The organism is Rhizobium sp. LCM 4573 (genome assembly GCF_001854865.1).
In the GTDB taxonomy this organism is placed as follows: domain Bacteria; phylum Pseudomonadota; class Alphaproteobacteria; order Rhizobiales; family Rhizobiaceae; genus Neorhizobium.
Genome location: NZ_MDDW01000003.1, coordinates 298,958 through 323,161, shown reverse-complemented (window position 1 = coordinate 323,161; position 24,204 = coordinate 298,958). Strand labels below are relative to the sequence as shown.

Genomic DNA, 24,204 nt, shown 5'->3' with positions numbered 1-24,204 from the left:
TTGCGGGAGTGGTCGGTTGTGGCGCGACTATGAACTCTAGATGGGGCACCGCAATGTCGACGTCGAGTGAAGGCAAAGATCCTTTCTGGCTGACTTGGGGCGCAGAGGTGCCGTTTTATGGGGCGTTACTACCTGACCACCTTTTAAAAGCAACGTTTTGCCCCAAAGCGATCTTTCGCGGCAATTGACAAGGGGGTATTCAGGCTCTTTTTCGCTGCGTGGTGACGGCCGCATACATGCCCGTCGTGCGGAAATCGCTCGGGTTCGTGCCATAAAGGCGGCGGAATACCTTCGAGAAGTAATTTGGGTCCTCGAAGCCGCAGAGTGCCGATACTTCCTTTATAGGCATTTCGGCGGCTTTCGTCAGCAGCTTGGCGGCCCGACGAAGCCTCTTCTGCAGAACGAATTCGGCTGGCGGCAGTCCCTCGCTGGCCGTGAAAATGCGGGAAAAATGGGCCCTGCTCAGACCGACCACGGCCGCCAGATCACTGACCGAGAGACGCTCATCCAGATGACTGTCGATGTAACTGAGCACATGTTGCATCGTTCGATATTCCTGGCTGAATGTGGGATGTGAGCCGAAGACGTCGTCATAAAGCAGCATGGCTGCCTCATAGGCGGTCGCCGATGCCGCGCCCGGTGTTTCTCCGCCGGTCATGAGCCGATGGCAGCAATGCGCCAGGCGATCGATCGTCTGGGGTTGCAGGTGCAGGATTGGACCGGTCATCGCCAGGATGGAACGGTGGATCCTCAAAGCCTCCTCGCCATTCATCGATATCCAGAAAAATTCCCATTCCTCATCGCGCTCGAGCCAGTAGCGGTGATTATGTGGAATGAGCAACAGCAGTGTTTCACCGGGTTTGACATGCATCCTGCGATTTTCGTAGCGCAGGTTCCCCCGTCCGCTGATGCAATGTTGCAGGACCGTGAAAGGCGCCTGACCACGCTTTCGCCCGTCCCAGTCATAGGTGGGACCCTTCCTTATCTCATAACCGCTACTGGTCGGCATGGTATGGAGCGTCTGGCGTCCACGCGGCAGCGAAACGGTTCGCATGCCAGGGCCGGCTGCAATGAGATTCCGCAGCACAAAATTACCCATAATAGCATAATCCTTCTCTGGCCCCCTGCCGGAATATACGCATAATCCTTGTCCGAGGAGAAGTTGGAGGAAGGTTTTCGGGAGGATTTGGCATCGCTATGCCAGCTTTTCCAAGCTTTTCATGCCGCAGCTTTCGGGACTGTCATCCTGTAGCTACCACCGCCGGCTTCCGCCTTCAGTTCGCAATGAGGATGTGAATCATGAGTTTCAAAATCGCTATCATCGGAGCAGGCAGCGTCGGCTTCACGAAGAAACTGTTCACGGACATCCTTTGCGTTCCAGAATTCGCCGACGTCGAATTCGCTCTCACCGATATCAGCGAGCACAATCTTCAGATGATCAAGGCGATCCTCGACAAGATCGTCGAATCCAACAAGCTGCCAACGAAAGTGACGGCGACCACCGATCGCCGCAAGGCATTGGAGGGTGCGCGCTATATCATGAGCTGCGTGCGCGTCGGCGGCCTGGAAGCCTATGCCGACGACATCCGCATTCCACTGAAATACGGCATTGACCAGTGTGTCGGTGATACCATCTGCGCCGGCGGCATTCTCTATGGTCAGCGCAACATCCCGGTCATCCTCGATTTCTGCAAGGATATCCGTGAGGTCGCAGCCCCCGGCGCGAAGTTCCTGAATTATGCGAATCCGATGGCGATGAACACCTGGGCAGCCATCGAATACGGCAAGGTTGATACCGTCGGTCTCTGCCACGGTGTCCAGCATGGCGCCGAGCAGATCGCCGAGGTCCTTGGCGCCAAATCCGTCAAGGAGCTGGACTATATCTGCTCCGGCATCAATCATCAGACCTGGTTCATCGACCTGAAATTGAACGGCCGCAAGATTGGCAAGGACGAGCTCATTGCCGCCTTCGAGGCCCATCCGGTCTATTCGCAGCAGGAGAAGTTGCGCATCGATGTCCTGAAACGCTTCGGCGTCTATTCGACCGAAAGCAACGGGCATCTTTCCGAATACCTGCCCTGGTATCGCAAGCGGCCGGAAGAGATCACCAAATGGATCGACATGTCGAACTGGATCCATGGGGAGACCGGCGGTTACCTGCGGCATTCCACAGAGACACGAAACTGGTTCGAAACGGAATTCCCGCAATTTCTCGCCTCGGCCGAAAAGCCGATCGATGCGGCCATGCGTTCCAACGAGCATGCAAGCCATATCCTGGAAGCGCTGGAGACGGGGCGCGTCTATCGCGGCCATTTCAACGTCAAGAACAACGGCGTGATCGCCAACCTGCCTTCGGACGCGATCATCGAGTCACCCGGTTTCGTCGATCGCTTCGGCATCAACATGGTCTCCGGCATCACCATTCCGGAAGCCTGCGCCGCGACCTGCATTTCCTCCATCAATGTGCAGCGCATGTCGGTGCATGCGGCGATCAGCGGCGATATCGATCTTCTCAAACTCGCCGTCCTGCACGATCCACTGGTGGGGGCCGTCGCGACGCCTGAGGAGGTCTGGCAGATGGTCGACGAAATGGTCGTCGCCCAGGCTCGCTGGCTGCCGCAATATGCCCATGCGGTTCCCGCCGCCAGGGAGCGGCTTGCAAGTGCGAAGGTGAAGACGCGCGAATGGGCGGGTGCGGCGCGGCGCAACATCCGCTCCATCGAGGAATTGCGGGCCGAAAAAGAAGCGCTCAAGCGGGCTGTCTGAGGTCTGGCGGAAAGCGTCGGGAAAGGCCTCCGAGGAGAGAGGTATTGGGGAGCTTTTTTCATTGTCGTTCGAGGAGAAGCGGAGGCGTGTCGAAGCGCTCCGGAAGAGGAGGAGAAAGACGATGACGAATTTACGAGAGATCGGCATTCGTGCCGGATTGGCGCTTGGCGTTTCAATAGCGGCGGTGAATGCCGCCGCATCCGAGCCGACCACCCCGCCGGTTCCGCCGCAGTTTCCGGCGGAAGGCAAGATCAAATACGTGACCCGCGATTCCATTCTCGAATTCAAGGCGCTGCCTGAATATCGCGAGCCGGATTGGGTGACGAAGAATTTCGTCGAAACGGGCAAGCTGCCGCCCGTCAAGGATCGTCTGCCCAAGGAGCCGCTCGTCTTCAAGACCGAAAACATGCCCGACGGTATCGGGGTCTATGGCGATACGATGCGCCATGTCATCGGCGGTCGCCCTGAGGGTTGGAACTATGGTGCCGGCCAGACGCAGGGCTGGGGCGGCATCGACATCGGCCTTTCGGAATGCCTGACGCGCACCGCACCGCTCTTTCAGATCGAGGCGAAGGATACCGAACCGCTTCCGAACCTCGCCAAGAGCTGGGAGTGGTCCGAGGACGGTCACAAGCTGACCATGCACCTGATCGAAGGCGCCAAGTGGTCCGACGGCGATCCCTTCGATGCCGACGACATCATGTTCTACTGGGAAGACGAGGTCATCGATCCCAATGTTTCGCCGCTTGGCGGCGGCGCGTCGCCGGAAGCCTTCGGCGAGGGCACGGTGCTGAAGAAGATCGATGCCTATACGGTGGAATGGACCTTCAAGGAGGCCTTCCCGAAACAGTATCTCTATACGATGGCCTATCCGAACTTCTGCCCGGGGCCGTCACATCTGCTGAAACCCCAGCATCCCAAATATTCGAAGAACACCTATAACCAGTTCAAGAATGCCTTCCCGCCGGAATTCCTGAACATGCCGGTCATGGGCGGCTGGGTTCCGGTTGAATATCGCTCGGACGACATCATCGTGATGCGCCGCAATCCTTATTACTGGAAGGTCGACGAAGAGGGCAACCAGCTGCCTTACCTCAACGAGCTGCATTACAAGCTCTCGACCTGGGCCGACCGCGACGTGCAGGCGGTTGCGGGTTCCGGGGATATTTCCAATCTCGAGCAGCCGGAAAACTTCGTGGCCTCGTTGAAGCGCGCCGCGGAGGAAACCGCACCCGCGCGTCTCGCCTTCGGGCCGCGCCTCATCGGCTACAATCTGCGCATGAATTTTTCCGCCAACGGCTGGGGCGATCCCGATCCCCGCGGCCAGGCGATCCGCGAGCTGAACCGCAACGAGGATTTCCGCAAGGCAATCACGATGGCGGTCGACCGCAAGGCGCTGGGCGACTCGCTGGTCAAGGGACCGTTCACGGCGATCTATCCCGGTGGCCTGGTATCCGGCACGAGCTTCTACGACAGAAACTCCGTCGTCTACTATCCCCATGATCTCGAAAGCGCCAAGGGGCTGCTTGAGAAGGTCGGTCTCAAGGATACGGATGGCGACGGTTTCGTGAACTTCCCGGCCGGCACCGAAGGAGGGAAAAACGTTGAGATCGTGCTTCTGGTCAACAACGGATACAGCACCGACAAGAGCCTTGCCGAAGGCATTGTCGGCCAGATGGAAAAACTGGGGCTCAAGATCATCATCAATGCGCTCGACGGTCCGAAGCGGGATGACGCTCACTATAGCGGCCGCTTCGACTGGCTGATCCAGCGCAACACCACCGAGCTGGCTTCGGTCGTCCAGAGCACGGAGCAGCTTGCCCCTGTAGGCCCCCGCACGAGCTGGCATCACCGCGCCGGCAAGGATGGCAAGCTCGACCTCATGCCCTATGAGGAGGAGCTTGCCGATATCATCAACAAGTTCCGCACCAGCCAGGACAATGACGAGCGGGTTGCCCTGATGAAACAGTATCAGAAGACCGCGACTGAGAATGTCGATACCGTCGGTCTGACGGAATATCCCGGCGCGCTCATCATCAACAAGCGCTTCTCCAACGTGCCGCAGGGCACCCCGATCTTCATGTTCAACTGGGCTGAGGATTCCGTTATCCGCGAACGGCTGTGGGTCGCGGCCGACAAGCAGGGCAAATACGAACTCTTCCCCGAGCAGCTTCCCGGCAAGCCGGGCGAAAACGGCCCTATCAACTAGAGCTCCTCCCTGACGAAGCGAGTATCCGGCCGCGCGTGGTGCGCGGCCGGACGGGACCAACAAGCCGGTTGCATCGACAAGGCGTGACCGGCCGCAAGGAGAGCGAACCGTTCGATGTTGCGATTCCTGCTCATGCGCATTGCGTCTGCGATCCCCGTGCTCTTCGTTTTGAGCGTGGTGACTTTCGCGATCATCCAGGCGCCGCCCGGCGACTATGCCGACTATATCCGTTCGCAGCTCATCAATCAGAGTGGCGCATCTTACGCCCAGGCAGAGGCGCAGGCGCAGGCCTATCGCGCCGAGCACGGCCTCGATAAGCCGCTCGTCATCCAATACGTCAACTGGATCAAGGGGATCATCACCGAGGGCGATTTCGGCTACAGCATGTACTACAACAAGCCGGTCGCAGACGTTGTCGGCGAGCGTCTGCCGCGCACGCTCGCTTTGGCCCTCGTCTGCCACTTGCTTGCCTCTGTGCTCGGCATCGCCTTCGGCATATGGGCGGCGACGCGCCAGTATTCCTGGATCGACAACCTTCTTTCGGGCATTTCCTTTCTCGGCATGACGGTGCCGCGCTTTCTGATGGCGCTGATCATCGTCTACCTGCTCGTCTTCCACTTCGATGTATCGGAAATCGGCAGCTTCTTCTCGCCGCAATATGGCGGTGCGCCCTGGTCATGGGCGAAGTTCGTCGATCTCGTCAGCCATGTCTGGCCGGTCGTGGCGATCGCCACCTTCGGGGGGCTTGCCTATAACATGCGCGTCATGCGCGGCAATCTGCTGGACACGCTGAATGCGCAATATGTCGAGACGGCGCGGGCCAAGGGCCTGTCGGAGGGTGCCGTCGTGATGCGCCATGCGGTGCCGAATGCGGTGCACCCGCTCGTCATGTACCAGGGTGTCGTGCTTCCCTACATGCTGACCGGCGAGATCGAGACGGCGATCATCTTCGCGCTGCCGACCGTAGGTCCCGCCATCGTCGGCTCGATGGCGATCGGCGACGTCTACGTGACCGCGACCTTCATGATGGTGCTGTCGGCTACGCTGATCGTCGGCAACATCATCGCCGACATGCTGCTTGCGATGCTGGACCCGCGGGTCCGCCAATACGAAGGAGCCTGAGATGTACGCTTTGGACTCCTCATCTTCACCGCAGCAGGAAGAAGCTCTCAAGAGCGGCCCGCACGGCAACGAGAGCTATCTGGCGCTCGTCTGGCGGCGCCTGAAACGCTCTTGGACCGGCATGATGGGGCTGATCCTCGTCGGTCTTTTGATGATCATGGCCGTCTTTGCGGACTTTCTGGCGCCGGTGGACCCCAAGGCGACGGATATCGGCTTTGCGCCGCCGCAGGCGATCAGCTTCCACGACAAGGAGGGTAAGCTCGTCTGGCCGCGCGTCTACGCGCTGGCGGATTCCGAAGAGCTCGATCCCGTCACCTTCCAGCCGATCGTTGGGCCGGACTATGATAATCCGCGTCATCTCGGCTTCTTCGTGAAGGGTGCGGAATACAATCTTTTTGGCTTCATTCCGGCGAACCGGCATTTCTTTGGCTCGGTCGACGGGCAGCCGGTGCATTTCCTCGGCACCGACAAATTCGGCCGTGATGTGCTGTCGCGTGCGATCATCGGCTCGCGAATCTCGCTGATGATCGCCTTGATCGTGGTCGTCATCATAACGGTCGTGGGCACGACGATCGGCATGGTCTCGGGCTATTACGGCGGAAGCTTCGACGTCTGGGTGCAGCGCTTCGTCGAACTGGTGCTCGCCTTTCCGCAATTGCCGCTCTATCTGGCGCTGACCTCGCTGATCCCCATCACCGCGCCGACCAACGTCTTTCTCGCCTTTGTCATCTTCGTGATGTCGGCGCTCGGCTGGGCGCAGATGTCGCGCGAGGTACGCGGCAAGACGCTTGCTCTGGCGCGCATCGATTATGTGCGGGCGGCGATGGCGATCGGTGCCACGGACCGACGCATCATCTTCCAGCACATCTTTCCCAATGTCCTGAGCCATGTGATCGTYGCCGTGACGCTGGCGATCCCGCATGTCGTCCTCCTGGAGTCCTTCCTAGGCTTCCTCGGCTTTGCCGTGAAGCCGCCGCTGATCTCCTGGGGACTGATGCTGCAGGATACGGCAAACTATTCGGTCATCGGGACCTATCCCTGGATTCTCGCACCCGTCGGCTTCGTGCTCGTCACCGTCTTTGCGTTCAACGCCTTGGGTGACGGTCTGCGCGATGCGGTCGATCCATATTGAGGTGATGAAGATGGCTCTTGCACTCGTCAGTTCCTTTGCGCCGTCTACCCGCCGCGACCACGGTGTCCGGTCGGAAAATCCTATCATCGATGCCCGCAATATCGGCGTGAACTTCACGGTGGAACACGGCCTCGTGGAAGCGGTTAAGGACGTCTCTTTCCAGCTCTATCGCGGCGAGACGATCGCTATTGTCGGGGAATCCGGCTCCGGCAAGTCGGTGACGGCACGTACCGTCATGGGCCTGCTTTCCAAGCGCGCCAGCGTGTCGCCGAAGGCGAGCGTTGAATATGATGGGGCCAATATCCTCACATTCTCCGAAAAGGCGCGTCGCCGGCTGAGAGGCGACCGGATTTCGATGATCTTCCAGGAGCCGATGAGCTCGCTCAATCCGCTCTACTCGGTCGGCACCCAGATCGTCGAGGCGATCCGTGTTCATCGCAAGATGAGCCGCAGGCAGGCCGAGGCCCGCGCGCTGGAATTGTTGAAACAGGTGCAGATTCCCGATCCGGAGGCCCGGCTCCGGCAATATCCGCATCAGCTTTCCGGTGGACAGCGCCAGCGCGTGATGATCGCCATGGCGCTTGCCAACGATCCCGATGTGCTGATCGCCGACGAACCGACCACGGCGCTCGACGTGACGGTGCAGGCGCAGATCCTCAATCTCATCCGCAGCCTGCAACAGCAGCGGGGCATGGCGGTGGTGCTGATCACCCATGACCTGACGATCGTCCGAAAGTTCTCCGATTACGTCTATGTGATGCAGCATGGCGAAATGCGGGAGCACAACACGACGGGGCAGCTTTTCACCAACCCGCAGCATCCCTATACCAAGCAACTGCTTGCCTCGGAGCCGCGCGGCCAGGCCAAGCCGCTGCCGGAGAGTTCCGATATCATCCTCGATGCGCGAGGGGTGYGTGTCTCCTTCATGCTGCGTCATGGCGGTTTCTTCAAGCCGGCGCTTCGCGAACTGGTGGCTGTCGACAGTCTGAACCTGACGCTGCGCCGTCACGAGACACTCGGGCTGGTCGGCGAATCCGGCTCGGGAAAGACGACTTTCGGGCAGGCGCTGCTGCGGCTCACCAATGCCGAGAGCGGGGAAATCCTTTTCGACCGCCAGCCGATCCATGGTCGCTCGCGCGCCGAGATGCGGCCGCTGCGCTCCCGCATGCAGATCGTTTTCCAGGACCCGTTTTCCTCGCTCAATCCCCGTATGACGATCGGCCAGATCATCGAGGAGGGGCTGGTCGTCAACGGGCTCGGCGCCAGCAAGGCCGAACGGTTGGACCGGGTGCGCGAGGCACTGATTGCGGCCGGCATGCCGGGGAACATCCTCTCGCGCTTTCCCCACGAGTTTTCGGGCGGCCAGCGCCAGCGTATCGCGATTGCCCGCGCGATCGCGCTGGAGCCCGAATTCATTCTGCTCGACGAGCCGACCTCGGCGCTTGATCTTTCGGTCCAGGCGCAGATCATCGATCTCCTGCGCAGACTGCAGGAGGAGAGGGGCTTGAGTTACCTCTTCATTTCCCACGACCTCAAGGTCGTGAAGGCGCTCTGCCACCGTGTCATTGTCATGCAGCACGGCCAGATCATGGAAGAGGGACCCGTCAACGAAGTTCTATCCAATCCCAAGACCGCCTACACGGAACGGCTCGTCAAGGCCGCTTTCGAAGTAGCATGATTGCCGAATGCCGGAGGTTTGTTATGGCACGAAATCCCAGGATCACGTTCATCGGAGCTGGCTCCACTGTTTTCATGAAGAACATTATCGGCGACGTCTTGCAGCGTCCGGCTCTGTCGGGCGCGACGATCGCGCTGATGGACATCAACCCGCAGCGGCTGGAAGAAAGCGCGATCGTCGTCAACAAGCTGGTCACCACGCTCGGCGTTAAGGCGAAGGTCGAAACCCATCTCGACCAGCGCAAAGCGCTGGCGGGCGCGGATTTCGTCGTCGTCGCATTCCAGATCGGCGGTTACGAACCCTGCACGGTGACCGATTTCGAGCTGCCGAAGAAATACGGCCTCCGCCAGACGATCGCGGATACGCTCGGCGTCGGCGGCATCATGCGGGGCTTGAGGACCGTGCCGCATCTGTGGAGGATCTGCGAGGATATGCTCGCCGTTTGCCCGGACGCGATCATGCTGCAATACGTGAACCCGATGGCGATCAACACCTGGGCGATCGCGGAAAAATATCCGACGATCCGGCAGGTAGGGCTTTGCCACTCGGTGCAGGGCACTGCCATGGAACTGGCGCACGACCTCGACATCCCTTACGAGGAAATCCGCTACCGCTCGGCTGGCATCAACCATATGGCGTTTTACCTCAAATTCGAGCACCGGCAGCCGGACGGTTCCTACAGGAACCTCTATCCCGACCTGGTGCGCGCCTATCGCGAGGGACGCGCGCCGAAACCCGGTTGGAACCCGCGCTGCCCGAACAAGGTGCGCTACGAGATGCTGACGCGGCTTGGCTATTTCGTCACGGAAAGCTCGGAGCATTTCGCGGAATACACGCCCTATTTCATCAAGGAGGGGCGCGAAGACCTGATCGAGAAATTCGGCATTCCGCTCGATGAATATCCGAAGCGCTGCATCGAGCAGATCGAGCGCTGGAAAGGACAGGCGGAGGCCTATCGTTCGGCCGAGAAGATCGAGATAACCCAGTCGAAGGAATATGCCTCCTCGATCATGAACTCGGTTTGGACCGGCGAACCTTCGGTGATCTACGGCAATGTCCGCAACAATGGCTGCATCACCTCGCTGCCGGAAAATTGCGCCGCGGAAGTGCCGTGCCTCGTCGATGCCTCGGGCATCCAGCCCACCTATATCGGTGAGCTGCCGCCGCAGCTCACGGCGCTTATCCGCACCAACATCAACGTCCAGGAACTGACCGTGCAGGCGCTGATGACGGAAAATCGCGAACATATCTATCATGCGGCGATGATGGACCCGCATACGGCGGCCGAACTGGATCTCGACCAGATCTGGTCTCTGGTCGATGATCTGATCGCGGCTCATGGCACCTGGCTACCCGAATGGGCGCAGGCGCCGATCAGGCACGCGAAAGCGGTCTGAACCGCACGGGACCTCACACCGCCGCGACACGCACGTCGCGGCGGAAGTCGGAGGGCGCCATGCCGGCAATCAGCCGGAAAGCCTTGTTGAAGGCGCTCACCGAGCCGAAGCCGCTGTCCATGGCGATCTGCAATATGCTGTCGTTGCCGTTCACCAGCATGGCCTGTGCGCGCGAAAGCCTGAGCAATGTCAGGTATTTGATCAGGGTCATCCCGGTTGACCTGCGGAACAGGTTCATGGCGTATTTCGGATGCAGCCCGGCGGCGGCGGCAATGTCGGCGGCATCGATCTCCTCCAGGAAGTTGGCGGCGATGAAGTCGCACATGCGCACCACGCTGATCGAAGGCGTGGCCGAAGCATTGTCGTTCGCCGAGCCCTTCTCGGAAGTCACAACGGAATAGGGCTCGAAGAACATCCTTTCAACGCGCAGCAGCAGTTCCTCCACCGCATGCTGAGCCCTTGCCTCATCGCCCGAGTTCACATAGCGGACCCAGCGCGGGAAATTCTCCTTGTCTGCTCCGTCGGTCGCCGATGTCAGCATCGTGGCGCCATTCATCAGCATGCCGGAAACCGCAGGGGGAAGGCGCATGCGGAAGAAATGTACGAGCGGCAGGTGGGCGCCGGCATAGAGAGAATCATCCGACGATTCGTCCATCTGATGTGGCTGGCCGCCCCAGAACAGGCACATCTGCCCGGCATCGAGCCGCACCTTGTGGCTTCCCATGCGGTAATGAACGGTGCCGCGCATCAGATAGTTCACTTCGATCTGCGCATGCCAGTGAGGGCGGAGCATGATCCTGGGATGGCCCTGGAACAATTGCAGCGTGGTCGGAAAGCCCTCGATGCTGCTGGCGCCGGGGTGGTAGATCGCTCTTTCGTCAACCTTACTTTCCGCCAAATCCATATTCCCTTTGTACGAGACAGATTTTCGTCGGGCGATAATCTGCCCATGTTCGATGAAGAACGGCAATTGAAAAAGGGAGGTTTTCAATGGACGCCAAATTCCTCGGCGTAGCGGTCTCGCTTGCGCTCCTCGGATCAGGGCCTGCCGCTGCGCAGTCCACCGAAATCACCATATGGAGCTGGAACGTCGCAGCCTCGGCTTTGAAATCCACGCTTGAAGGCTTCAACAAGAAATATCCCGACATCAAGGTCACGGTCGAGGATCTTGGCAATAGCCAGGTCTTCGACAAGGCCCTGGCAGCCTGTGCTGCCGGCGGGGACGGCCTGCCGGATATCGTGACCATCGAGAATTTCGAGGCGGAGGTGTTCTGGAACCGCTTCCCCGATTGTTTCACCGACCTCACCGCACTGGGCTATACCCCGGAAATGCAGGCGCTTTTCCCCGAATTCAAGCGCACGGAGCTTGAGGTTGACGGTGTCGCCTATGCCATGCCGTGGGATTCGGGTCCGGTCGCCGTCTTCTATCGCCGGGACTTTTATGAAAAGGCGGGTGTCGACCCGACGGCGATCAAGACCTGGGACGATTTCCTTGCGGCCGGCAAAAAGGTCATGGAAGCCAATCCTGGTACCGTGATGGCTCAGGCCGATTTCAACGGCGACAGCGAATGGTTCCGGATGATCGCCAACGAGCAGGGATGTGGTTACTTTTCGACAGATGGCCAGAGCATCACCATCAACCAGCCGGCCTGTGTCGCGACGCTCGAAAAGCTCAAGGAGATGAAGGACGCCGGCATCATCACGGCCGCCATCTGGGATCAGAAAATTCAGGCGRACACGGCGGGCAAGGCCGCCAGCCAGATGTATGGCGGCTGGTACGAAGGCACCATACGCTCCGGCTCGCCCGATCTTGCCGGGAAATGGGGCGTCTATCCCATGCCGAGCCTGACCGCTGACGGTCCCCATGCCGCCAATCTCGGCGGATCTTCGCTGGCGATCAGCGAGGCATCGCAGAACAAGGAAGCGGCCTGGAAATTCGTCGAATATGCGCTCACCACGAATGAAGGACAGGTCACGATGCTGAAATCATTCGGTCTCGTTCCTTCGCTCCTGAGCGCGGTCCAGGATCCCTTCGTCAAGGAACCGCAACCCTATTGGGGCGGTCAGGCTGTCTGGTCGGACATTCTTGCCACCCTGCCGAAGATCGTTCCGGCCAGAGGGACTGCCTTCCAGGCTGACGCTGAATCGATCTACCGGGCAGCCCAGACCAAGTATTTCGCAAACGATTATCCCGATGCAAAGGCGGCTTTGGACGAAGCCGCCAAGCAGATCGAGACGGCAACCGGACTTCCCATCGCTGAATGAACGAGCTCGGCCGGGCGGAAAAACGCCCGGCCGGTCCATTCCATTGAAATTCGGTGACGGGAGAAGACGATGCCCCTGCGCAACAGGATCGCCTATGCGTTCCTTGCCCCCTATCTGTTGATCTTCGCGACCTTCTGGCTTTGGCCGATCATCAATTCGTTTCTGATTTCCTTTCAGAACACGCGCGTCAATCCGTGGAAATTCAGCCTTACCGTCAACTGGGGCCGGCTCGTCGCCGATCCGGCTTTCTATAATGCGCTCTACAACACGCTGATCATCCTGGTCATCCAGGTGCCGGTGATGATTGCGCTCGCGACGGTGATGGCGGTGCTTCTCAACTCACCGCTCCTGAAGGCGCGACCGCTTTACCGCTTTGCCTTCTTCGCTCCCGTGGTCGTCGGCGAGGTGGCCTATGCGGCGGTCTTTCGGCTAATGTTCAGTATCGATTTCGGGATCATCAACAAGTTGATCAGTTCGGTCGGGCTWGCCCCCGTTTCGTGGTTCGACAATGGGACTGCTGCCATGGCGCTGGTCATCATAGCGGTGACCTGGCGATGGGCCGGTTACAACGCCATCATCATCCTGGCGGGCCTGCAATCCATTCCGGGCGACGTCTACGAGGCGGCAACGCTCGACCGTGTCGGCAAGGTGCAGCAGTTCTTCCATATCACGCTGCCGCTCTTGAAACCGATCATCCTCTTCTGTGTGGTGCTCTCGGTCATCGGCACGATGCAATTGTTCGCCGAACCGTTCCTGATCACCAACCGCGGCGGCCCTGGYGGCGGCACGGAGACGCTTGGCCTGTTTCTCTACAGGCAGGGCTTTACCTCGCTCAATTTCGGTTACGCGTCGGCAATAGCCTATACGATCGCGGCGCTCGCCGTGGCCATATCGCTCCTTAATCTGTTCATCGGGAGGGAGGCGAAATGAAGTCGAAATTCCGCACACTGATGATGCAAAGGCTTGCCCTGCATGCGGTGCTGACGCCGCTTGCCATCATCTGGCTCTTTCCGCTGTGGATGATGTTCGTGTTCTCGACGATGCCGGACTACGGCATTTTCAGCCCTGATATCGTTCTCTGGCCATCGACGAACTTCGTCGAAAACTTCAACAATCTGCAGGCGGACACGAATTTCCTGCGGGCGATGTTCATCTCCATCACCGTCGCCGTCATCTATACTGTCCTTTCGGTGATGCTGACCTCGATGGCCGGCTGGGCACTTGCGCGCTATCGGTTCGCCGGTCGCTCCATGGTCATCGCCATCATTCTCGGCACGATCACGCTGCCGTTCGCGGTGGTGGTCATCCCGCAGTTCATCATGGTGGCGCGGGAGTTCAAGCTTGCCAATACCTGGGTGGCGCTGATCGTGCCGCCGCTGTTCAATTCGCTCGGCGTGTTGTTCATGCGGCAGTCCTTTTCGATGATGCCGGGGGAGCTGTTCGACGCCGCCCGCGTCGAAGGCATAAAGGAATGGCGCATCTTCCTGCATATCGCCCTGCCGCTGGCGCGGCCCACCATGGCGGCATTGTCGATCATCCTCTTCCTGGCGTCCTGGAACAATTATCTCTGGCCGCTGCTCATTAATTCGAGACCGGGAATGATGACGGCGCCGGTCGCGCTCGGCACGCTGATCGGTCTCACCAAGGTTTCATGGGGCGGGATCATGGCGGGAGCGGTGCTGTTGACCGCCCCGATCCTTGTCGTCTTCGTCTTCCTGCAACGCCATTTCATCTCCGGCATTGCGGCCGGCGCGATCAAGTAACCGGAGGCAGCATGGCCGGACTTACACTCACAAACGTCGTCAAGCGGTTCGGGGCCTATGAGGTTATCCATGGCGCCAATCTCGAGATAGGAGACGGCGAATTCGTCGTCTTCGTCGGCCCATCCGGATGTGGAAAATCGACGCTGCTGCGCATGATCGCCGGGCTCGAGGATACCTCGGCTGGAACGATCGAGATCGGCGGTAAGGTGGTCAACGATGTCGAGCCGTCGGAGCGGCGTATCGCCATGGTTTTCCAGTCCTATGCGCTCTATCCGCATATGACGGTGCGGCGGAACCTCTCCTTCGGCCTCCAGATGAATGGCAACCCGAAGGAAGACACCGAGCGTCGCGTCGCGCAGGCAGCCAACATCCTGCAGATCAACGAGTTGATGGACCGGCGTCCCGGCCAGCTTTCTGGCGGCCAGCGGCAGCGCGTCGCGATCGGCCGGGCAATCGTTCGCGAGCCTCAGGTGTTTCTATTCGACGAGCCGCTGTCCAATCTGGATGCTGAGCTTCGCGTGCAGATGCGTGTCGAGATCTCCAGGCTGCACAAGCAGCTCGGAACGACGATGATCTATGTCACCCATGACCAGACCGAGGCGATGACGCTCGCAGACAAGATCGTCGTGCTCAGGGCAGGGCGCATCGAGCAGGTGGGGGCGCCACTCGATCTTTATGACGATCCGGCCAATCAGTTCGTGGCCGGGTTTGTCGGCTCGCCGAAGATGAACTTCATGAAGGCGAAGGTAGAAGGGCAGGGCGCTTCCGGCACCACCGTCTCCTTGCTCTCGGACCCTGCGGTCAAGCTGACGCTTCCCATTTCCAGTGCCGTGGCGGCCGGTTCGCAGGTCACGTTCGGCGTTCGGCCGGAGCATTTCGTCAATGGGGGCGCYGGCGACGCGGACCTGACTGTCCGGATCGATGTCGCCGAACATCTCGGTCATACCAGCTATGTTTATGCCACGATCTCAAACGAGCCGCTGATCATCGAACGTCCGGAATCGCGGCATGGCGGCGATAGCGACAGTCTCACGATCGGGCTCTCCGCCGCACGCTGTTTCCTTTTCGACGCGGAAGGWAGCCGCCTGCGTTGATCGATCCATCCCATCTCTCCCAAGACTGACCAAGAGGAAAATCCATGAGTTCAGAACAACAGATCCGCTGGGGCATTATCGGCCCCGGCACCATCGCGCGGACATTCGCGGAGGGGATTGCGCATTCCACGAGCGGCAAGCTCGTCGCGATCGCCAGCCGCAATCCCGACAAGCCGGGCCTTGGCGAGGGCTTTCCTGGTGCGCGCATCGTCAAAGGATACGAGGCGCTGCTTGCCGACGAGGAGGTCGACGCCGTCTATGTCGCGACGCCTCATATCGGACATGCGGAATGGGCGATAAAGGCCATTCGCGCGGGCAAGCATGTGCTGATTGAAAAGCCCATGGCTCTCTCGGCCTTCGATGCGGATGTCGTGTTCCATGAGGCAAAAAAGGCCGGTGTGTTCGTCGGCGAAGCCTATATGTATCGCTTCCATCCGCAGACCGCGCGTATCGTCGATCTGGTGAGGGAGGGGGCGATCGGCGAGGTGAGGCTCATCCGCTCCAGCTTCGGCTTCGACATGGGCTCTTTCCGGCCCGAGCACCGCCTGTTCGCCAATGACATGGCTGGCGGCGGCATTCTCGATGTCGGCGGTTATCCGGTATCGATGGTGCGCATGCTGGCGGGCGCTGCCGAGGACAAATCCTTTGTCGAACCTGTAACCGTCTCCGGTGTCGCTCATCTCGGCCAGTCCGGCGTCGATGAATGGGCGTCGGCGGTGTTGAAGTTCGAGAGCGGCATCATTGCGGAAGTATCCTGCTCGATCATGGCGCAGCAGGACAATACCTTGCGGATCATTGGTTCGAAGGGCCGCATCGAGGTCAAGGATTTCTGGTTTGCCTCCGGCCGGCAGGGCGGTGTGGGCCGCATCGAGATCATAAAAGGCAACGAGAGGCAGACGGTTGAGGTTGAAGAGAAACGCTACCTCTATTCCTTCGAAGTCGATGCCGTGGGCGAAGCGATCCGCACCGGTCAAACGGAATTTGCTTTCCCAGGCATGAACGCCGCAGACTCGATCGGCAACCTGCGTGTGCTCGATCGCTGGCGGGCGTCAGTCGGGCTCGCATATGGGGTCGAGACGGCTGCCAAGCGCATCACGAATATTGCGGGCGAGGTCGTCAGGGCCGGCAACAGCATTCCAAAGCGCCGGATTCCCGGTCTCGACAAGCCGGCCTCGGCTGCCGCTCTCGGCTTCGAGTTCTTCCCGAATTTCGCTGCCGCTTCGCTCACGCTTGACGCCTTTTACGAGGCAGGGGGCAATGTCTTCGATACGGCGTATATCTATGCCGGGGGCAAGACGGAGAGCATTTTCGGCGATTGGCATACCAGCCGCGGGGTGCCCCGCGAGGAGATCGTGCTGATCGGGAAGGGCGCGCATTCGCCGCTTTGCTATCCGGATGTGATCGCCAGGCAGTTGGATCAGTCGCTGGAGCGGCTGAAAACCGATTATGTCGACGTCTATTTCATGCATCGTGACAATCCRGATATTCCGGTCGGCGAGTTCGTCGACGCCATGGATGCGGAGGTCAGGCGAGGCCGGATTCGAGGCATTTTCGGTGGCTCGAATTGGAACCGCGAGCGTATGGACGAAGCAGCCGACTACGCCGCGAAAAACGGCAAGATCGCTCCGGCTGCGCTTTCCAATAACTTTTCACTTGCAGAGATGCTGGATCCGATCTGGGCAGGATGTGTCGCGGCCTCCGATGCCGACTGGAAAAGATGGCTGAACGAGCGGCAAATTCCCAATTTCGCCTGGTCGAGCCAGGGGCGCGGCTTCTTCACGGAAAGGGCCGGACGCGACAAGCGTGATGATGAGGAGATCGTCCGGGTATGGTACTCCGAGCGGAATTTCGAGCGTCGCGATCGGGCGATCGAGCTGGCGAAGAAGCGGGGATGCAGCCCGATCCATATCGCGCTTGCCTATGTCATTGCCCAACCGTTTCCCGTCGTTCCGCTCATTGGCCCCAGGACCGTAGCCGAACTTGAGGATAGCCTCTCGGCGCTTCAGATCGAGCTTTCGGATGAGGAAGTTCGCTGGCTCGAGGGCTAATCACCATCAAGCGCGGACCGACGATCGCTTATTCGCTCGTCGGTCCGATCAGCCGCGGTCAAAGCTCGCTTTCTGTTCTAATTCCACCAACCGCTCCTTGCAGATCGTCTCGATGAGGCGGTGGAGATGCTCCGTCCGCTCGAGAAGCCAGGCGAGCGCTTCCTCGGTGATCTCGAAGTGCTTCGAATAGCGGGCCTTCACATAGGCCTCGTTGAGGATGTTGTACCAGGCGGTAAAGCGGTGCTGGTCGCGCGGCCAAGCTTCGATGAGCCGGCGATCATGATCCTCGGCAAGGCCACRCAGGAATTTGAGATTGTGCGATGGTGGGCTGTAGTTGGTGAGCGTGAGGAGCAGGCAGGAGTAGGCGATCTCGATTGACTGGTGCAATTCGAATGCTGAATGATTGAACTGACTCTTCTTGAACAGATATTGTGATGTATCGAGAAAGCTGGCCGCCGCCGAATATTTTTTGTCGAAATGCTCCTTCGCCACCCTGAGCGCATCGGCGGGAGTAAGCCTTCTCGGTTCGGCCAGTGGCCGATCGTCGAGTTCGTAGAGCACGATGCCCTCGCGCAGGATGTCGACGAAGAAATACTGCCCGTCGGCCAGGAAGTTGTTCACCTCGCGAGCGCAGTGCACGATTAGGCCGACCGGTGTCGAGACACCCTTGTCCCACATCAGCCGGTCGGTCGCCTTATCCCAATATTGCGGCTCGGCGAGTTTCTTCGAACTGACGATGACCAGGATATCGTAATCGGAGCGGTAACCCTTCATCGTATGCGGCTCATCGACAAAGGTGCCGCGGGCATAGGAGCCGAACAGGATGATTTTCAGGATCCGCCCACGCGTCTTGAAGGCGGCCGAGCTTCCCGCGAGTGTATCGGCAAACTCCTCGTGGATGATCTCGACGACGCGGGCAAGCTCGCGCTGCTTCTTCTCGGGCAGATGTTCGAGGCTCGATTTCATATCCCATCGATAGGGCAAACGCGATTCGCCGTCTACTACCGGAATTCATGGGTACTGCGTTATGAAAGAATTGAAGATTGATCTATCTGAGATAACGAATGACGCCTTGAGTTCTTGGAGGTTGCTCAGCAGATGAAAAAGCAACCTGAGCGTTATCGCAAGGATGCCCCAGACCGAGCCTTCTCTATCCTCGGATGGGCAGATAAGTTTAGATGGCCGCCGCGCCCCTTGACGATGCCGGCAGGTGAGGCGGCCAGCGCGCCGAACATCAGCCCGAGATGTTCGATCTTCCGCGATGCGGTTTCTTCGCCCCAGACACCGTTGCGCTGGAAACCGATCGCTGTCAGCGTCGAGGTCTTGAAGCGGATCAGATCCGCCATCTCCATCGCCAGCGAAGCATCTGCATACACAGCCTGGCCTTCTGACGGAGCAGTACGCCATACTGGAAATATTGTGAGCTTGGTGCTACATAAAGTCCGATTTTGTAGCGCAAAGGTCTCACATGCCTACCCCACATCAACCCTCAGCAGCAGTTCGGCGGGCTTTGCGAAAGCTTGGTACGGATATCCAGGACGCTCGTCGCCGACGTAGGTTGCCGATGGCTGTGGTAGCAGAGCGAGCCTTTACGTCGCGCTCGACGCTGCAAAAAATAGAGGCGGGCGACACGAATGTCAGCATCGGCATCTACGCCGGGGTCCTTCAAGCCCTAGGCCTCCTCGACGGGCTGACCCAGGTTGCTGACATCAGCAACGACAGTGTTGGCCAGGCGCTTGCCAGCGCCGACCTGCCAAAGCGCGTTCGCCTGAAGCCTGCGTCAGGATCATCTCGCGATGGCTGACTTCGAAGTTCATATCGACCTTGCTGGAGATACCCGCAGAATTGGTCTTGCGAGGAGCAATCGCATCCGCGGCTCTGAGACCATACTGTTCGAGTATGACGATGCCTGGCTGAAGGATCCTGATCGCTTCTCGCTGGAACCTGCGCTTTCATTGACACGCGGGGCCTTCGCTCCGCCGGCAGGGTTGGCAACGTTCGGGTCGATCGGTGACTCCGCTCCCGACACCTGGGGGCGGCGGCTGATGCAGCGCGCCGAGCGACGGATCGCGGAACGCCAGGTACGAGCCGTTCGCACACTCGCCGAAAGCGACTACCTTCTGGGTGTCGCCGACGAAACCCGTCTCGGCGCGCTGCGGTTCCGGTGGGTCGGGGAGGAGGTCTTCCAAGCTCCCATCCAGACCGGTGTCCCGGCCGTTATCGAGCTTGGTCGCCTTCTGCAGATCACCGAGCGCATTCTGCGTGACGAAGAGACAGACGAAGACCTCCAACTCATCTTTGCCCCCGGCTCGTCATTGGGCGGCGCACGGCCGAAAGCCTCCGTCGTCGATCAGCATGGCCATCTTTCCATCGCCAAGTTTCCGAAGGAGACCGACGAATACAGCATGGAGACCTGGGAGGAGATCGCCCTTCGGCTTGCTGACAAGGCCGGTATCGCGACTCCACAACACGAACTTATCGAGGTGGCCGGCAAAGCTGTCATGCTGTCTCGACGCTTCGATCGTAGCGGCGCCATCCGCATTCCATTTTTGTCAGCGATGGCAATGATGGGAGCCAGGGATGGCGAGCGCGGCAGTTATCCTGAAATTGTCGATGCGCTCGCGGAGCACGGGGCGCAAGGAAAGACCGACGCCCATGCCCTCTATAGGCGCRTGGTTTTCAACGTGCTGATCTCGAATGTCGATGATCACCTGCGCAATCATGGATTTCTGTGGCTGGGCAAGTCAGGTTGGTCGCTGTCGCCGGCCTACGATCTCAATCCCGTGCCGACTGATCTCAAGGTTCGGGTACTGACCACCAATATCGACCTCGATGAAGGCACCTGCTCACTCGATCTTCTGGAGGCTGCATCGGGATATTTTGCGCTCACGCTGACGCAAGCACGCGTCATCATCAAAGAGGTTGCAACCGTCACATCAGCCTGGCGAGATACTGCCAAGGCAGTCGGCGCACGTGGCAGCGAAATCAATCGCATGGCCACCGCCTTTGAGCATGACGACCTGAAGCGAGCGCTGGCACTGTAACGAAGGCAGTGGCCTGAATCTTTATTGGCTTATTTGAACGTATCCCGCGCTCATGACATTATTTCAAATATAAATGATCGTTTTCGATGTAACCATCGATACTTCTTCAGAGAGCCCTTTCTCATCCAGGGCCTTGTCAACACGGTCATTTACGCGCTCTCAACTTCGGCCGCGAAGACGGTATTCGGCCTGCTTCTTGCAGTATTGCTGACATCCGGCATATGGGCACAGAGCTTTCTGCGCACTGCGATATTCTTCCCGGTCCTTGTTTCCACCATCGGTGTAGGCATCACCTTTTCCGTTCTCATGCATCCCACGCGCGGAACGTTCAATGTCGCGCTGGCTGCACTCGGCATCACCGGCCCCGGCTGGCTGACCAATCCGGATTGGGCGCTCTATTCCATCATCCTGGTCGACCTCTGGCAGGGTGTTGGCCTCGCCACGGTCATTTTCATCGCTGGATTGGCGTCTATCGGSCCGGAATATTATGAGGCCGCGCGCATCGATGGAGCAACGCGACGACAGATGTTCTTCCGTATCACGATACCACTCGTCAGACCGGCCACGGTCACCGTCGTTACCTTGTCCCTGATCGGGGGCTTGAGAAGCTTCGATCTGGTTTGGGCCATGACGAGAGGAGGTCCCGGCTTCTCCTCGGATGTTCTGGCCAGCGTCATTTACAAGCAGTATCAAGCCGGGTTTTACGGGCTCTCCACCGCAGGCAACGTTATCCTGTTCCTGCTGATTGCGCTGATCGTGCTGCCGCTCACGGTGTGGTTCAACCGCAGGGAGGTCGATGTATGAGCAGGCGCCAATTCTTGATCGGGATTTCCGCACTGGTGGCCTGCGGCTTCATTTTTGTGCTTCCGTTTTTGTTCATTTTCCTGACGGCTGCCAAGACACGGCAGGAGGCCGCGCGGCTAACCTTCAGCCTGCCCACCGAGTGGCGGCTTTGGGAAAACTTCATGGACGTCATAGAGGCACGCAACTACATGCTGCTACTGGCCTACTTCAACTCCATCGTGATCACGATCTTTGCGGTATCGTTTCTCGTCCTTTTCGGGGCGATGGTCGGCTACATCCTGCAGAGGCGACCATCGCGATGGAACAAGTTCATCTTCGCCTTCGTGCTTGCAGGTTTGATGATCCCGCCCGCGGTCGTGCCGACCATATGGGTCTTGCAATCGCTTGGGCTATTCAAAACCCTTCAGGGCATGATCCTTATCCATATTGCCTACGGTCTTGCCTTCACGATCCTCCTGTTTCGGAGCTTCATCGCTACGATCCCACGCGATCTGGACGAGGCAGCGATCATAGATGGCGCTAAGCCGTTGCAACTCTTCTTCAGGGTCATCTTGCCGCTCTTGAAACCGGTGACGGTGACGGTCATCGTGGTGCAGTCCATCGCCATCTTCAATGATTTTACCCATCCCCTTTATTATCTGCCCGGGCGTGAGAACGTGACCGTCCAACTAACCCTCTATAATTTTCAGGGACAATTCCAGACGCAGTTCAATCTGCTGTTCATGAACATCCTGCTGGTGACCATTCCGCCGCTCATCGTTTTCATCTTCTTCAACCGGCAGATCGTCGCCGGCATGACCGCAGGTGCGGTGAAAGGCTGATCCATGGCAAGTGTGCTACTCGACAAGGTTTCCAAAAATTTCGGCAGCCTGGAGGTTATGAAGAGCATTCAATTGAGCGTCGAGGCCGGCGAGTTCTGTGTCTTCGTCGGCCCCTCTGGCTGTGGAAAATCGACCTTGCTGCGCATGATTTCCGGCCTCGAACCCATCAGCTCTGGGAGGATATTCATCGATGGTCACGACGTAACCGATGCCGAGCCCTCCAAGCGCGGCATCGCCATGGTGTTTCAATCCTATGCGCTTTACCCGCATCTGACGGTCGCAGAAAACATAGGCTTCGGCCTTTCGCTGGCTGGTTTGCCCAWGGCCGAAATTGCCGAGAAGGTGAAGAAAACTGCAGAAACCCTGCAATTGTCTCATCTTCTAGATCGAAAGCCAAAGGTGCTTTCTGGCGGTCAGCGTCAGCGCGTTGCGATTGGCCGGGCAATCATTCGAAATCCGAAAGTCTTCCTGTTCGACGAGCCGTTGTCCAACCTCGACGCCTCGCTTCGATCACAGATGCGAGTTGAATTGACCGATCTCCATGCCAAGCTCCGTACGACGATGATCTATGTCACGCATGATCAGGTTGAAGCCATGACGATGGCCGACAAGATCGTGGTGTTGAACGGAGGCAGGATAGAGCAGGTGGGAACACCGCTTGATCTCTACAACAACCCGACAACACCTTTTGTAGCGGGCTTCATCGGTTCGCCGAAAATGAACCTCTATGAAGGTTCCTATGTTCGTTTCCGTTCTAGAGCGCTGGTTCAGATTCGGCGCTATCGAGCTGAACATGACTTAAGTGCCCGTGCGTGATACGTCCGTATTCCTTTCGACGCTCGAGACCTGCAAGAATGACTGCACAAATCGATATGTTTTCCGATGATGTTGTTGCTCGACCCGAGAAGGCGGCGCGGCATCAAAAGTGGTCCACACCGCCGCCAGCAAATGAAGAGGCAATGGCAGCCCATTTGGCCGCCACAGGGCGGTATCGCATCCTGAGGAAACTCGAACCCCGCCCGATCACCCCAAGCATTCGGCCTGAATTTCCGCTGAAGGGCGTCATCCTTGATACGGAAACAACCGGGCTCAACCACCGCAAGGACGAGATCATCGAAATAGGGGCGATTGCCTTCACGTTTGATGAGCGTGGCAACATCGGAGACGTCACCGGTCTCTACGGTGGTTTGCGGCAGCCGAGCATTTCCATTCCTGGCGAAATCACCAGGCTCACAGGCATCACCGATGAGATGGTGGCCGGGCAGTTCATCGACATGAGCGCGTTGACAGCGTTGATCGATCCCGCCGATCTGGTCATCGCCCATAACGCAGGGTTTGACCGCCCGTTTTGCGAAGCTTTCTCGCCGATTTTTTCAGGCAAGGCATGGGCTTGTTCCAACTCCGAGATCGATTGGTCCTCACGCGGATTCGAGGGAACGAAACTCGGATACCTGGTTGGCCAAGCTGGCTTTTTTCATGATGGCCATAGAGCGGTCGACGACTGCTTTGCTCTGCTRGAAGTACTCGCTCGGGAAACGGCTTCCCACACCACGACAGCATTTGCGGAGCTCTACAGCGCAAGTCAGCGCTCACGAGTTCGTATTTTTGCCAAGAACAGCCCTTTCGACATGAAGGATCAGCTCAAGGTCCGCGGTTATCGGTGGTCGGACGGYAGCGACGGGCGCCCGAAATCCTGGTGGATCGAGGTCGATGAACCGGAACTGGAAGGCGAATTGCGGTATCTGAGGTCCGAAATCTACCRGTACCCTGAGGCAGATCCTCCAACCAAATACCTCACTGCCTTCGATCGGTTTAGGGCATGATGGCTGTAACCATGTGCCCCAACCACCGTTGCGGCTGATGCATAGCTGCGGTGCAGCATAAGCGCTGGCGGATCGCGCTGGCGCGAGTATGGTCACATACATCGAAGCAATGCTCCTCCTCCCGCAACGCTTCGAAATTCAGACGGCCCACTCCTCCTCCCAAAGGGACGTCTGTGGGAACAGCGACACTCCTCCTCCCAGGTCGCTGTTCGGTTCTTTTAGGAAAGCCTGCCGCACC

Annotated in this window: 18 protein-coding genes and 3 pseudogenes; 17 read left to right on the top strand and 4 right to left on the bottom strand. The window is 58.9% G+C overall.

What is annotated here, in order from left to right; translation table 11 throughout:
* Window positions 1–199: 199 nt before the first annotated feature.
* Window positions 200–1,099, bottom strand: coding sequence for an AraC family transcriptional regulator (locus tag LCM4573_RS08335; RefSeq protein ID WP_071005788.1), 900 nt, complete (start codon window positions 1,097–1,099; stop codon window positions 200–202).
* 200 nt (window positions 1,100–1,299) lie between these two features.
* On the opposite strand from LCM4573_RS08335, the gene LCM4573_RS08330 reads away from it, so the two are divergent.
* From LCM4573_RS08330 to LCM4573_RS08305, 6 genes are all read left to right on the top strand, one after another.
* On the top strand, window positions 1,300–2,766 hold the full coding sequence (locus LCM4573_RS08330; protein WP_071005787.1) for an alpha-glucosidase/alpha-galactosidase: 1,467 nt from the start codon (window positions 1,300–1,302) through the stop codon (window positions 2,764–2,766).
* Between the two features lie 121 nt (window positions 2,767–2,887).
* Window positions 2,888–4,975, top strand: a complete 2,088-nt coding sequence (locus LCM4573_RS08325) for an ABC transporter substrate-binding protein (RefSeq protein ID WP_071005786.1) — start codon at window positions 2,888–2,890, stop codon at window positions 4,973–4,975.
* Between the two features lie 114 nt (window positions 4,976–5,089).
* The gene (locus LCM4573_RS08320) at window positions 5,090–6,097 is read left to right on the top strand and encodes an ABC transporter permease (RefSeq protein ID WP_071005785.1); all 1,008 of its coding nucleotides are present in this window, start codon (window positions 5,090–5,092) and stop codon (window positions 6,095–6,097) included.
* 1 nt (window position 6,098) lies between these two features.
* The gene (locus LCM4573_RS08315; protein ID WP_071005784.1) at window positions 6,099–7,229 is read left to right on the top strand and encodes an ABC transporter permease; all 1,131 of its coding nucleotides are present in this window, start codon (window positions 6,099–6,101) and stop codon (window positions 7,227–7,229) included.
* Between the two features lie 10 nt (window positions 7,230–7,239).
* Window positions 7,240–8,907: an ABC transporter ATP-binding protein gene (locus LCM4573_RS08310; RefSeq protein WP_071005941.1), complete on the top strand. Its 1,668-nt coding sequence runs from the start codon at window positions 7,240–7,242 to the stop codon at window positions 8,905–8,907.
* Window positions 8,908–8,930: 23 nt separating this feature from the next.
* Window positions 8,931–10,304: an alpha-glucosidase/alpha-galactosidase gene (locus LCM4573_RS08305; RefSeq protein WP_071005783.1), complete on the top strand. Its 1,374-nt coding sequence runs from the start codon at window positions 8,931–8,933 to the stop codon at window positions 10,302–10,304.
* Between the two features lie 13 nt (window positions 10,305–10,317).
* On the opposite strand, the gene LCM4573_RS08300 is transcribed toward LCM4573_RS08305, so the two are convergent.
* The gene (locus tag LCM4573_RS08300; protein ID WP_071005782.1) at window positions 10,318–11,208 is read right to left on the bottom strand and encodes a helix-turn-helix domain-containing protein; all 891 of its coding nucleotides are present in this window, start codon (window positions 11,206–11,208) and stop codon (window positions 10,318–10,320) included.
* 86 nt (window positions 11,209–11,294) lie between these two features.
* Here LCM4573_RS08300 and LCM4573_RS08295 point away from each other — a divergent pair, with 86 nt between their 5' ends.
* The 5 genes from LCM4573_RS08295 to LCM4573_RS08275 all read left to right on the top strand — a co-directional run bounded on the left by LCM4573_RS08295 (window position 11,295) and on the right by LCM4573_RS08275 (window position 17,474).
* Window positions 11,295–12,569 (top strand): sugar ABC transporter substrate-binding protein, encoded by a 1,275-nt coding sequence (locus LCM4573_RS08295; protein ID WP_071005781.1) that lies wholly within the window; start codon window positions 11,295–11,297, stop codon window positions 12,567–12,569.
* Window positions 12,570–12,638: 69 nt separating this feature from the next.
* The gene (locus tag LCM4573_RS08290; protein ID WP_071005780.1) at window positions 12,639–13,499 is read left to right on the top strand and encodes a carbohydrate ABC transporter permease; all 861 of its coding nucleotides are present in this window, start codon (window positions 12,639–12,641) and stop codon (window positions 13,497–13,499) included.
* Entirely contained in the window at window positions 13,496–14,332 is an 837-nt protein-coding gene (locus tag LCM4573_RS08285) for a carbohydrate ABC transporter permease (protein WP_071005779.1), read from the top strand. The genes LCM4573_RS08290 and LCM4573_RS08285 overlap by 4 nt, the downstream gene beginning before the upstream one ends.
* Before the next feature lie 11 nt (window positions 14,333–14,343).
* Window positions 14,344–15,426 carry an ABC transporter ATP-binding protein gene (locus LCM4573_RS08280; protein WP_071005778.1) on the top strand — a complete coding sequence of 361 codons (1,083 nt, stop codon included), beginning with the start codon at window positions 14,344–14,346 and terminating at the stop codon, window positions 15,424–15,426.
* A 44-nt stretch (window positions 15,427–15,470) separates the two neighbouring features.
* Window positions 15,471–17,474, top strand: coding sequence for an aldo/keto reductase (locus LCM4573_RS08275; protein WP_071005777.1), 2,004 nt, complete (start codon window positions 15,471–15,473; stop codon window positions 17,472–17,474).
* A gap of 48 nt (window positions 17,475–17,522) precedes the next feature.
* On the opposite strand, the gene LCM4573_RS08270 is transcribed toward LCM4573_RS08275, so the two are convergent.
* Window positions 17,523–18,440: a nucleotidyltransferase and HEPN domain-containing protein gene (locus tag LCM4573_RS08270; protein WP_071005776.1), complete on the bottom strand. Its 918-nt coding sequence runs from the start codon at window positions 18,438–18,440 to the stop codon at window positions 17,523–17,525.
* Between the two features lie 218 nt (window positions 18,441–18,658).
* A pseudogene (locus LCM4573_RS08265) lies at window positions 18,659–18,850 on the bottom strand (hypothetical protein); the annotation flags it as partial.
* Between the two features lie 92 nt (window positions 18,851–18,942).
* Here LCM4573_RS08265 and LCM4573_RS08260 point away from each other — a divergent pair.
* The 6 genes and pseudogenes from LCM4573_RS08260 (at window position 18,943) to LCM4573_RS08235 (ending at window position 23,966) form a co-directional block, all read left to right on the top strand.
* Window positions 18,943–19,278: a helix-turn-helix domain-containing protein gene (locus LCM4573_RS08260; RefSeq protein ID WP_071005774.1), complete on the top strand. Its 336-nt coding sequence runs from the start codon at window positions 18,943–18,945 to the stop codon at window positions 19,276–19,278.
* On the top strand, window positions 19,271–20,518 hold the full coding sequence (locus LCM4573_RS08255) for a type II toxin-antitoxin system HipA family toxin (protein ID WP_071005773.1): 1,248 nt from the start codon (window positions 19,271–19,273) through the stop codon (window positions 20,516–20,518). The genes LCM4573_RS08260 and LCM4573_RS08255 overlap by 8 nt, the downstream gene beginning before the upstream one ends.
* Window positions 20,519–20,608: 90 nt before the next feature.
* Window positions 20,609–21,322, top strand: a pseudogene (locus LCM4573_RS08250) (carbohydrate ABC transporter permease); the annotation flags it as partial.
* Window positions 21,319–22,143, top strand: coding sequence for a carbohydrate ABC transporter permease (locus LCM4573_RS08245; protein WP_071005772.1), 825 nt, complete (start codon window positions 21,319–21,321; stop codon window positions 22,141–22,143). The pseudogene LCM4573_RS08250 and the gene LCM4573_RS08245, both read left to right, overlap by 4 nt.
* Before the next feature lie 3 nt (window positions 22,144–22,146).
* Window positions 22,147–22,890: pseudogene (locus LCM4573_RS08240) on the top strand (ABC transporter ATP-binding protein); the annotation flags it as partial.
* Between the two features lie 107 nt (window positions 22,891–22,997).
* A complete protein-coding gene (locus tag LCM4573_RS08235) occupies window positions 22,998–23,966 on the top strand; it encodes a 3'-5' exonuclease (RefSeq protein ID WP_071005771.1) in 969 nt (322 codons plus the stop codon).
* Window positions 23,967–24,204 lie beyond the last annotated feature (238 nt).

Coding starts and splice junctions, on each gene's coding strand:
- LCM4573_RS08260 (WP_071005774.1), top strand. CDS start 18,943: ATGCCTACCCCACATCAACCCTCAGCAGCAGTTCGGCGGGCTTTGCGA.
- LCM4573_RS08330 (WP_071005787.1), top strand. CDS start 1,300: ATGAGTTTCAAAATCGCTATCATCGGAGCAGGCAGCGTCGGCTTCACG.
- LCM4573_RS08285 (WP_071005779.1), top strand. CDS start 13,496: ATGAAGTCGAAATTCCGCACACTGATGATGCAAAGGCTTGCCCTGCAT.
- LCM4573_RS08300 (WP_071005782.1), bottom strand. CDS start 11,208: ATGGATTTGGCGGAAAGTAAGGTTGACGAAAGAGCGATCTACCACCCC.
- LCM4573_RS08320 (WP_071005785.1), top strand. CDS start 5,090: ATGTTGCGATTCCTGCTCATGCGCATTGCGTCTGCGATCCCCGTGCTC.
- LCM4573_RS08245 (WP_071005772.1), top strand. CDS start 21,319: ATGAGCAGGCGCCAATTCTTGATCGGGATTTCCGCACTGGTGGCCTGC.
- LCM4573_RS08305 (WP_071005783.1), top strand. CDS start 8,931: ATGGCACGAAATCCCAGGATCACGTTCATCGGAGCTGGCTCCACTGTT.
- LCM4573_RS08335 (WP_071005788.1), bottom strand. CDS start 1,099: ATGGGTAATTTTGTGCTGCGGAATCTCATTGCAGCCGGCCCTGGCATG.
- LCM4573_RS08325 (WP_071005786.1), top strand. CDS start 2,888: ATGACGAATTTACGAGAGATCGGCATTCGTGCCGGATTGGCGCTTGGC.